The sequence below is a fragment of the Fundidesulfovibrio agrisoli genome (assembly GCF_022808715.1).
Lineage (GTDB): Bacteria > Desulfobacterota > Desulfovibrionia > Desulfovibrionales > Desulfovibrionaceae > Fundidesulfovibrio > Fundidesulfovibrio agrisoli.
Genome location: NZ_JAKZKX010000032.1, coordinates 16869 through 26047, shown reverse-complemented (window position 1 = coordinate 26047; position 9179 = coordinate 16869). Strand labels below are relative to the sequence as shown.

Below are 9179 nucleotides of genomic sequence, written 5' to 3'. Positions count from 1 at the left end.
GCATCGGGCCGCGGCGAAAACGGATGGGAGGTATGTCATGAAGATGCTTGCCTGTCTCGACTTTTCCCCGACCGCTCCCGCTCTTCTCGAAAAAGCCGTGGACATGGCCAAATCGAAAAACGCCGAGCTGGTGCTGTTCACCGTGGTGGAGGATTTCGTCGATTTCGGTGAGGGCATCCCGGAAAACGTCAGCCAACAGTTGATGGATTTCGCCCGCAACTCGCTGGAAAAAGCCCGCCAGGAAGCAAAGAAGATGGGCCTGGATGTCGGCACCGCCATCGAGTCCGGCACCTCGCCCGCTGACACGATCCTGAACTATGCGGAGAAGGCCAAACCCGACCTGATCATCATGGGCAGCAGGGCCAAGACCAAACTGGACCGCTTCCTCATCGGCAGCGTCGCCAGCAAGGTGGTCAGCCACGCCCCCTGCAGCGTGCTCGTCGTCCGCTGACCTGGCCGCGGGGCCGTTGCGCGGCGTGACGCCCGCCGCGGCCCCGATTCAGGCCCCCTGCCGCTTGTCCACCACGAAGAACGAGGCGCTCGCCTTGCAGACCAGCCGCCCCTGGTCGTCCGTCAGTGCGGCCTCGGCGCTGATGATCTTCTTGCCCTTGTTGACCAGTGCGGCAACCGCGCGCAGACCGCTGCGCAGCACGGGACGGAAGTAGCGCACGCTCATCTCGATGGTGGCCGTCTGCAGCCCCGGCTCCAGGTTGGCCAGCACCACGTGGGCCATGGCCTCGTCGGCCAACGCGGCCATCATGCCCCCCGCCAGCACCCCAGCCCCCTGCAACAGTTCCGGCTTGAAGGGCAATTCCAGTTCGGCGCGTTCCGCCTCCAGGCGGATTGGACGCACCCCCAGCAGGTTGAACAGCGCGTTGACGCGCTGGTCAGGCTTGATGACCTCTTCGAGATAACGGCTGGGCATGGATCGAAACCTCTCTGCTGACGGGTGGACCGGGCCTCCGCCCGCCCGGAAGATGATTGCGAAGGGGGGCGCGGCGAGGCACCTTGCGGACGCCTTACTCCGAGGGTTCCGACTCCTTCGAGGGGGTTACGAATGGCAGCACGATGTAGAAGTTGTTGCCCAACGGGGTGGGCTCGTAGCCCACATCCCCGCCGTGGAGCTTCACCACTTCGCGGATGAAGTACAGCCCGTGGCCGGTGCCGTACTCGCCCTGGGAGTTCTCGGCGCGGTAGCCCTCCGTGAACAGGCCCGCGCGCTGCTCCGCCTGGATGCGCGGCCCGGTGCTGAACACGTTGAGCTTCACCCCGTCGCGCCCGGGGCCGAAATAATCCTTGGCCACGTACCACCCGTAGGACATGAACTTGCGCCTTCGCCCGGAGTCGTCCAGCACGTCGCGGGCGTACTTCACCACGTTGGAGAACAGGTTCGAGAACACCTGGGAGATGAGCCCCAGGTCCGCCACCACCTCGATCTCCTGGTCGGGCACGCCGCCCATGGAGGTGTCGATCTCGATGCCGCGCTCCGCCAGCCTGGCCCTGAAGCGCTCCACCTGCGGATCGATCACCTGGCTCTTGAAGTTGCACTTTCGCTTTTCGAGCACGTAACGGCCTTCCTCGAAGTGGCTGCTCCTGAGCAGCGTCTCCAGGAAGAGGCTCGTGTTCTGGTAATGGCTGTATATCTCTTTGAACTGTTCCTGAATCGTGTTGTAGATGTATTCTATATCATTCTCTATCTTGGACCACTCGCGCATTGTCGCTTCGTCATCGACCGTGCAGATGGACTTCAGCCGAAGAAATTTCTCCTGCAGTGGGCGGACGAGATTGATCCTCGCTTCGAGCCGTTTGTAAAACAGCTTGAAATACATGTTCGGCACGATCACGTTGTGCCCGATGTCTTTCACGAGGTTGCGGATGAACTGCACATGCTCCTTGTTCTTCAGGCTGATGAACCTGTTGTGCAACTGGAACCCGATGCGGTTGGCGTAGCGCCCCCAGAAGAGCTTGTCGTGTTCGTTGAGGGTATCCCCTGGGAAGAGCTGCAACATGCCGATCACGTCGCCGCGAGGGGTGAACGGCAACTGCGAGATGAGCTCCCGGTTGCCCTTGATGGGCACCATGAGGTGGCCGCTGATGACGGCCATCTCCTCGGTGAAGTCGATGTTGTGCTCCACCCGGGGGCAGTAGCTTGAGCAGCAGCTGATGATCTCGTTGTGGCCGTCGGCCACGTAGAGGGTGCACTCCAGGCCGAAGAGGGCCTTGGGGATCATGACGCAGACGGCGTAGACATCCTCGACGCAGGTGAACTCCTGCGCGAGGTCGAAGAAGATGTTCAGCGCAACGCTCTGGAGCTGCGTGAAATTGTATGCTTTATAGTTGCCGAGCTTGGCCTGGATGCGGCTGTTGACCACTTCCAGGCGCTTGAGATGCTGGTCTTGCCGCTCGGCGTCATCATCGGGAACCGGGGCGTTCTCGGCGACGTCCATGGTCTCTCCTGGCGAAGGCAAGTTGGAGTCCAACCCGAGGACTACACATTCAGCCAACGGATGACAAGGACAAGCCCGTTCCCGCACGCTCCTCACATCTTCATGGTGATGACCACCTCGCCGGGCGTGACGCCCTTGAGCTCGCCGAGCATGCCGGCAAGCCCGGCCCGCAGCATGCGCCCCACGAATGGATTCAGGCCCAGGGGGGCTCCATTCACGGTGATTTCCAGGCTCCCCCCAAGGGAGGTGCAGCCCTCGACCCCGGTGGCCCCGGAGACTATCAGGGCCGCCAGCTCGCGGCAGTCGGCCTGGCCGCAGCCGCCGCAGTCCAGCCCGGGCAGGAGGAAGGCCTTCTCGTTCACCAGCTTGGCCAGGGCCGCTAGGTCCGTCACGGCGGGCACGCCGTCGACGCCCTCGGGCCCGTACACGGCGATGGCCAGGCCGCCTTCGCCAGCGCCCAGGTCGCGGGCCTGGGCAGCGTTGGCCGCTATGACCACGCGGGGCATCACGGTCAGATCCTTGCCGCCCTCCACCACCACCATGTCGCGGCCCAGCAAGGGCAGCATCTGGTCCAGGTGACGCTTGCCGCGCCAGAACATGGCCGACTCGCCCTCGCCGATGGCCCCCACGGCGGGGCTGACGGCGAGCAGCTTGGACGTATCCGTGTTCTGCTTGTCCAGACCGGCCTGATGCGTGAATTTGAGCGACGCGGTCTCCACGCCCTGCGCGGCCAACTCGGCGATGAGCTTCACGCAGAGGGTGGTCTTGCCCGTATCCTTGAATCCGACAATGTTCACTGCGCGCATGGGCGTCTCCTTTTTTCAGGGCATCGCGGCCTGGGCCGCATCGGCCCGCGGCTCGACGGTGTGGATGATGTCGCAGAGGCTTTCAAGCCACTGCGGGTCGTGGCTGACCACCACGCAGGTGAGCCCGCGTTTATCCCGGGCGCCGAGCACAGCGCGGCGCACCAGTTCCGAGCTCTGGGGGTCCAGGCTGGCGGTGGGCTCGTCCAGGAGCAGCACCAGCGGCTTGAGCGCCAGGCGGGCCGCCAGGGCCACGCGCCTGCTCTCCCCGCCGGAGAGCTCCCACCACCAGCGCCGGCGGTAGGCTTGCGGGTCGAGCCCCACCAGGTCCATGGCCAGGCGCAGGCTGTCCGGGTCCGTCCGCCCACGTGCGCGCAGGCCGTAGAGCACATTGTCCTCCACGCGGCGGCGCAGCAGGGCCGGATCCTGGGGCATGAGCACCGCCTGGCGGCGCAGGGAGGGGTCGCCGCACTGGCCAAGCTGCCCCATGAACAGCACCTCCCCCCGGGTGGGGGCCAGCAGGAAGGCCATGACCATCAGGAGCGTGCTCTTGCCCGCGCCGTTTGGCCCGCGAAGGCCCACGATGCTGCCCTGCTCCACGGCCAGATGCTCGCAGCGCGTGGCCACGCGGTCCCCGAAGCGGTGCTCCAGGCCGGAAATCTCGTACACCAGGGGGCCGCTCACGCGCCGCTCCTGCGCCGGAGCGCCACCAGGGCCGCGTTCACCAGGAAGGAGATGCACATGAGCACCACGCCCAGGGCGATCCCCTGGGCGAACTCGCCCTTGCCCGTCTCCAGGGCGATGGCCGTGGTGATGGTGCGGGTGTGCCATTTGATGTTGCCGCCCACCATCATGGCGATGCCCACCTCGGAGACCACGCGCCCGAAGGTGGCCACGGCCCCGGCCACCACGCCGAAGCGGGCCTCCCAGAGGATGCCCAGCAGCAGTTGGCGGCGATCCGCGCCCAGGGTCAGCAGGGTGAGGCGGAGCCTGGGGTCCAGTTGCTCCACGGCGGCGGCGGTGAGGCTGGCCACCATGGGCAGGGCCAGCAGGGTCAGGCCCAGGGCCATGCCCGGGATGGTGAAGAGCAGTTCCAGGTCGCCCAGTGGCCCCCTGCGGGAAAGCAGGGCGTACACCAGCAGGCCGATGACCACCGTGGGGAAGGCCATGAGCGCGTCGGAGCACATGCGCAGCAGACGCCTACCGGGAAAGTTGAAATACCCCAGGCAGAAGCCAACGGGCATCCCCACCGCCAGGGCCATGCCCATGGAAAGGGCCGTGGCCTCCAGTGTGGCGGCCACGGCCGAAAACGTCTCAGGGTCCCCCGAGGACAGAAGGTCCACCGCCCGCGAGAGGCCCTCCAGCAGGTAGTCCATCTACTTCCCGGCGTTGGGGAAGAACAGCGGCTTGTCCATGACCTTGAAGTCGGCGATGACCTTCTGGCCCTCGGGGGAGGCGATCCAGGCAGCGAACTGCTTGGCCAAGTCATGCTTGGCCTTGGGGCAGGCGGCCGTGTTCAGGGTAATCACGCTGTACTGGTTGAGCAGAACCTTGTCGCCTTCCACCAGGATGGCCATGTCCTTGCCTTCGGGGCTGGCCTCGAACTTGATCCAGGTGCCGCGGTCCGTCAGGGCGTAGCCGTTCTTCTCGGCGGCCATGCGCAGGGCCTGGAGCATGCCCTGGCCGGGGGAGACGTACCACTCCTCTTTGTCGGGGGTCTCCATGCCCGCGCTCTTCCAGAGCTTGAGCTCGGCCATGTGCGTGCCGGACTTGTCGCCCCGGCTGATGAACACGCCCTTGCCCGCCGCGATGGCCTTCAGCGCCTCGGCGGTGCTTTTGCCCTTGACCTTCATGGGGTCGGCCTTGGGGCCGACGAGCACGAAATCGTTATACATGATCTGGGTCCGGTCCTGCCCGGCTCCCTCGTCCATGAATTTTTTCTCGGCTTCGGGGGCGTGCACCATGAGCACGTCGACGTCGCAGGCCTTGCCGTGCTCCAGGGCCTTGCCGGTGCCCACGGCCACCCAGCGCAACTCCACGCCGCTCTTCTTCTTGAAGGCGTCCGCAAGCACCGGAAGGAGCCCGGTGTCCTCCGTGCTGGTGGTGGTGGCCATCATCAACACTTTGTCCTGCGCCCGGACCATAGCGGCATTGAGCACCATGATGCAGGCAATGATCTGGAAAATTGCGGCTTTTTTCATTCCTCGCTCCTTTTTGGTTTGCCTGACAATACTTGCAGCAGGCCAGCATACATGTCAATAATGGCACATGAGCAACCAACCCATCGATCTCGCCCGCCTGCCCTGCCGCCAGTTCAAGGACGGCGCGTGGCGCAACTTCCAGGACGAGGCCGCGGCCGAAATCCGCCTGACCCTGACATTCGAGGGCGGGCTGGAGAAGAACCTCTGGGCCTTCCCCGACGGGCGCCTGCGGGAGTTGGCCCTGGGGCACGCCCTGCTCGACATCTGCAAGCCTGGCACCATCCCCGAGATTGTCGACCAGTCCGATGCGGGCTTCCGCCTGAGGATCAAGCCCGGTTCTCCTCCCCAGGCCAGGGCCTGGCCCGGCCCCCTCACGCCCCAGGACATCCTGGACGGAGCCGCCCGCTTCATGGACATGGCCGGCCGCTGGGACGCCACCGGCTGCTTCCACCGTGCGGCCGTCTACGACCCCGCCAGCAGAACCTTCATCCACCACGTGGAGGATATCGGCCGCCACAACTGCCTGGACCGCATGGCGGGCTGGGCCCTGTCGCGCGGCGAGGCGCTGGCGGGCCGGGTGCTCTTCGTCTCCGCCCGGGCCACGGCTTCGCTGGTGGGCAAGGCGGTGCGCACGGGCTACGCCATGATGGTCAGCCGTTCCGCCGTGACCACGGCGGGCGTGGAGATAGCGCGTAAGGGCTCCATGAGCCTGATCGGCTTCTCGCGGGAGAACAGGTTCAGCATCTTCACCGACGCCAATGAGCGCATCGCCGACGCCGGTTAGGCTCATGGGCAACCCTGGGGGAGGATATCACGGCGGCCCGGCCGCACGGCCGCAGGGCGAACCCTCCCCCGGAACCGCCTGCGCCGTCTCCGGCATGACGCCGGGCGTGGCCGTGGTGCTCGCCGGTGGCAAGAGCCGCCGCCTGGGAAGGGACAAGGCCGCGGTGGTGGTGGACGGGTTGCCCATGCTGGAGCGCATGGTCCGGCTGGCCGGGAATTTCTGCCCGGCCGTGGCCGTCTCCGGCCGGGACCCGGCCCCATTGGTGCACGATGTGCCCTGGTTCCTGGACGCCGAAGCCGGCCTGGGACCGCTGGGGGGCATCGTCACCGCCCTGGAGCGCTACGGCACGTCCTGCCTGGTGCTCTCCTGCGACTTGCCCCTCCTGGACGCGGCCACGCTCGAAATATTGCTCAACGCGTGGCGATCCCGCCCGCGACACGCCGTGATGACCACCTTCCAACAGATCGAGACGGGCTTCATCGAGGCCCTGGTGGCCGTGTACGAGCCCCAGGCGGCCCCTCTGCTGCGCCGCGCCAGCGAAGAAGGCTGCCGGAAGCTCTCGCGAGCCATCCCGGCAGCCTTGCGTCACGTGGTGATGTATTCAACGGCCGACGCCCGGCCCTTCTTCAATGTGAACACCCCCGCCGACCTGGCGAGCGTGCTGCCCTGACCCCTTCCCTCAGCTTTCGTGCCTGAAGGAGCTGATGAGGCCCTCCAGCTCCTTGGAGCGGGTGGCCAGTTCGCTCACGCCCTGGCCCGATCCGCGCATGCCGTTGGCAGTGGAGGCCGAGATGCGGCTGACCTCCTCCACGATGCGGTTGATCTCCTCGCTGGAGGCGGACTGTTCCTCGGCGGCCGCCGCGATGGACTGCACCTGCGCCGAGGTGTCGTCCACCAGGCGCACGATCTCCTGCAGGGTGGTTCCGGACTGGCCCGCCATGCCGGAGGCGTTCTTGGCGGCCTCGGCGGCGTTCTTCACCCGCTGGACGTTGCTCGTGGTGCCCGCCTGGATGGCGCGGATTGAGTCGCCGACTTCCTTGGTGGCGGTCATGGTCTTTTCGGCCAGCTTGCGCACCTCGTCGGCGACCACGGCGAAGCCGCGACCGGCATCGCCCGCGCGGGCCGCCTCGATGGCGGCGTTCAGGGCCAGAAGGTTGGTCTGGTCCGCGATGTCGGAGATCACGCCCATGATGCCGCTGATGGAGCGGGCCTGGTCACCCAGCGTGGTCATCTCCGATTCCAGCTCCGTGGACATGCGGTCCACGTCGTTGATGGCGCCCACCACCCGGTTGACCACCTCGCTGCCTTCCTGGGCCTTGGCGCGGGCCTGGGCCGCCTGCTGGGCCGCGTTGGAGGCGCTGCGGGCCACCTCCAGCACGGTGGCGTTCATCTGCTCCATGGCGGTGGCGGCTTCGGTCGTCCTCCGTTCCTGGACGCCCATGTCCTCCACGGTGAGGTCGATCTGGCGGGCGATCTGCGTGCTGACCACGCTGATGCCCTGCACCACGCCCTCCAGTTGGTCGGCGGCTGCGAGCATGCCGTCCTTGCGGGCCGACTCGGCCTGTTTCAGGGCCTGCTCCACCTTGAGCCTGCCCTCGTCGGCCTGGGCGGCCAGGGAGCGGGCCTCCTCGCTCTTCTCCTCCGCCTCGCTGATCTTTCCCTTGATGGCGGAAACCATGTGGCGCAGCGAATCCGCCAGTTCGCCGATCTCGTCCTTGGACTGCACGGCCAACTGCTTGTCCAGCTGCCCGGCGGCCACGTCCTTGGCGAAGGCGATGGTGGTGGAGATGGGCCTGGTGAGCCTGCGCGAGACGAACAGGGCGATCACAAGGAGGAGCAAGCCGATCACGACGGCCGAGCCCAGCACGCTCCAGGTGATGCCGCGCTTGGTGGCGTCGATGCTCTTGCGGTCCTTCCCGATGAAGAGCATGCCGCCGGTCTTGCCGTCAGCGGTGATGAGCGGCCAGTAGACGGTGTCGTACAAGGAGCCGAGGATAGTGTTCTGCGACCGGAACACGGACGACTTCTTGAGCACCGTGTCGATGACCTTGGCGTTGTCCATGACGGTGCCCACGGCCCGCTTGCCTTCGCGCATGATGGACGTGGTTTCGCGCATGTCGCCCTTGAAGATGGTGCACTCCACACCCATGTCGGCCTTCACCTGGTCCACGAAGACGTGGGTGCCCAGATCCTCCCCGACGGAGACGGCTCCGACGATCTTGCCGTCCAGGCGCACGGGCGCTCCGCCGCGCACCGACAGTTTGACCACGGTGCCCTCTTCGATGCCGACGCTCTCCTCCCCTTTGAGCCCTTTGGTGATGGCGAGCTGGCTCAGGGCGGAATCGCCGATTTTGTCGGAGTGGCCGCGCGCGACGACCTTTCCGGTGACGTCCGTGATGGTCAGAAAATCAATGCCCGTTTTTTGAATAATCGTTTTGGCTTGTTTCTGCAGGAAAGCCGTATCACCCTTGGCGATGCCCTGGGCGATGGCCAGATCAGAGGCGATGAGGAAGGATTCCGCCAATGTCGCCTCTTTCAGGTTGTCCAGGCGGGATTGGACCGACTTCTGGCGGGCATCCAGCTCCTTGACGGCCTCTTCGTCGAATCCGGAGGAGATGAAATAGTAGGTTGTGGCGAAAATCCCCAGGCTGACGACGGCGATGCATGCTACCAGGAGGGCGGCGATCTTGAGGGAGAATGAGATGCGCATCACAGCTCCTTTCGTACGACTTATTTTGAGCTTGATACTTTTATAACAAATTGCAACCGCTGTAAATCACATTAAATCCCCCCTTGCCAGGTTCTTATTCCCGCGACCTGGGCGAACGCCCTCAACGGGTGTAATTACGCCCGGCAGATTCCCATATCCCCAATGCCGCGCAAACAACGATTGCCACATAAAAAAGCCCGGCTCCGCTGAGGGGCGCCGGGCTCCGGTGCTCGA

At 65.5% G+C, this 9179-nt stretch carries 10 protein-coding genes; 3 read left to right on the top strand and 7 right to left on the bottom strand.

Annotation, left to right across the window (positions count from 1 at the left end; translation table 11 throughout):
• Positions 1-37: 37 nt before the first annotated feature.
• Entirely contained in the window at positions 38-451 is a 414-nt protein-coding gene (locus MLE27_RS16635) for a universal stress protein (protein ID WP_243313553.1), read from the top strand.
• A gap of 48 nt (positions 452-499) precedes the next feature.
• Here MLE27_RS16635 and MLE27_RS16630 read toward each other — a convergent pair whose 3' ends face one another.
• The 6 genes from MLE27_RS16630 to MLE27_RS16605 form a co-directional block, all read right to left on the bottom strand.
• Positions 500-925: a PaaI family thioesterase gene (locus MLE27_RS16630; protein WP_243313551.1), complete on the bottom strand. Its 426-nt coding sequence runs from the start codon at positions 923-925 to the stop codon at positions 500-502.
• A 94-nt stretch (positions 926-1019) separates the two neighbouring features.
• Positions 1020-2447, bottom strand: a complete 1428-nt coding sequence (locus MLE27_RS16625; RefSeq protein ID WP_243313549.1) for a sensor histidine kinase — start codon at positions 2445-2447, stop codon at positions 1020-1022.
• Positions 2448-2539: 92 nt separating this feature from the next.
• A complete protein-coding gene (locus MLE27_RS16620) occupies positions 2540-3253 on the bottom strand; it encodes a molybdopterin-guanine dinucleotide biosynthesis protein MobB (protein ID WP_243313546.1) in 714 nt (237 codons plus the stop codon).
• A 15-nt stretch (positions 3254-3268) separates the two neighbouring features.
• Positions 3269-3934, bottom strand: a complete 666-nt coding sequence (locus tag MLE27_RS16615; RefSeq protein ID WP_243313544.1) for an ATP-binding cassette domain-containing protein — start codon at positions 3932-3934, stop codon at positions 3269-3271.
• Entirely contained in the window at positions 3931-4626 is a 696-nt protein-coding gene (locus MLE27_RS16610; RefSeq protein WP_243313542.1) for an ABC transporter permease, read from the bottom strand. Before MLE27_RS16610 ends, MLE27_RS16615 begins: the two co-directional genes overlap by 4 nt.
• Positions 4627-5451 carry an ABC transporter substrate-binding protein gene (locus MLE27_RS16605; RefSeq protein ID WP_243313541.1) on the bottom strand — a complete coding sequence of 275 codons (825 nt, stop codon included), beginning with the start codon at positions 5449-5451 and terminating at the stop codon, positions 4627-4629.
• A 67-nt stretch (positions 5452-5518) separates the two neighbouring features.
• Here MLE27_RS16605 and MLE27_RS16600 point away from each other — a divergent pair, with 67 nt between their 5' ends.
• Entirely contained in the window at positions 5519-6235 is a 717-nt protein-coding gene (locus MLE27_RS16600) for a formate dehydrogenase accessory sulfurtransferase FdhD (protein WP_243313539.1), read from the top strand.
• Entirely contained in the window at positions 6210-6905 is a 696-nt protein-coding gene (gene mobA, locus MLE27_RS16595; protein ID WP_243313537.1) for a molybdenum cofactor guanylyltransferase, read from the top strand. Before MLE27_RS16600 ends, mobA begins: the two co-directional genes overlap by 26 nt.
• A 9-nt stretch (positions 6906-6914) precedes the next feature.
• On the opposite strand, the gene MLE27_RS16590 is transcribed toward mobA, so the two are convergent.
• The gene (locus MLE27_RS16590) at positions 6915-8945 is read right to left on the bottom strand and encodes a methyl-accepting chemotaxis protein (protein WP_243313535.1); all 2031 of its coding nucleotides are present in this window, start codon (positions 8943-8945) and stop codon (positions 6915-6917) included.
• Positions 8946-9179 lie beyond the last annotated feature (234 nt).